Source organism: Kitasatospora putterlickiae (assembly GCF_039527695.1).
Lineage (GTDB): Bacteria > Actinomycetota > Actinomycetes > Streptomycetales > Streptomycetaceae > Kitasatospora > Kitasatospora putterlickiae.
Window position 1 is genome coordinate 1 of sequence record NZ_BAAAKJ010000553.1, and the last position, 903, is coordinate 903.

Here is a 903-nt window from a genome sequence, read left to right on the forward strand (position 1 = left end):
CCGGCGGCTCGCCCCCCGTCGCCGGGGCGGACGCGTCGGCCTCCGGCCCGGCCGCCGTGCCCGCCACGCCCAGCTCCTCCACCAGGGCGCCGACCGGCTCGACCTTGCCCGCCGCCGCGAAGCCCCAGTCCAGCAGCGCCGCCGCCTCGTCGTACACCTTGGACTGCTGCTCCGGGTGCATCACCGTCACCAGCAGCGTCCGGCCGCCGCGTTCGGCCGCGCCGGTGAAGGTGGCGCCCGCGTTGGTGGTGTAGCCGTTCTTCACCCCGATCAGGCCGGGGTACTTGCCCAGCAGCCGGTCGGTGTTGGCGATGTCGAAGGCGGTCCGCTGTCCGGTCGCCAGGTCGAGCCCGCCGGGGAAGCGCGCGGTGCGGGTCGCGCAGTAGGCCCGGAAGTCCGGGTTGCGCAGCCCGGCCCGGGCGAACAGCGTGAGGTCGTACGCCGAGGAGACCTGGCCGTCCTGGTCGTAGCCGTCCGGGGTGACCACCCGGGTGTCGCGGGCCTGGAGGGCGTTCGCCCGCTCCTGCATCTGCGTGACCGTGCGGGCCAGCCCGCCGTTCATGTGGGAGAGGACGTGCACGGCGTCGTTGCCGGAGGCGAGGAACACCCCGCGCCAGAGGTCCTCGACCCGGTAGGGCAGGTTCTCCTTGATCCCGACCAGGCTGCTGCCGGCGCCCACCCCGGCGAGCTCGGCCGGGGTCACCCGGTGCTCCAGGGAGCGGTCGAACCTGGGCAGCACGGTGTCGGCGAACAGCATCTTGAGCGTGCTGGCGGGCGGCAGGGGGAGGTGCGCGTCGCGGGCCGCGAGCACCTCGCCGGTCGCGGCGTCGGCGACCAGCCAGGACCGTCCGGTCAGCCCGGAGGGCAGCTCCGGCGCCCCGGCTCGGGGCGCCACCTGGACGG

General features: G+C 75.5%; 1 protein-coding gene. It reads right to left on the minus strand.

From position 1 onward, the window contains the following. A partial coding sequence (locus ABD308_RS39245; protein ID WP_344345898.1) for a D-alanyl-D-alanine carboxypeptidase family protein occupies positions 1 to 903 on the minus strand: 903 nt, incomplete at both ends.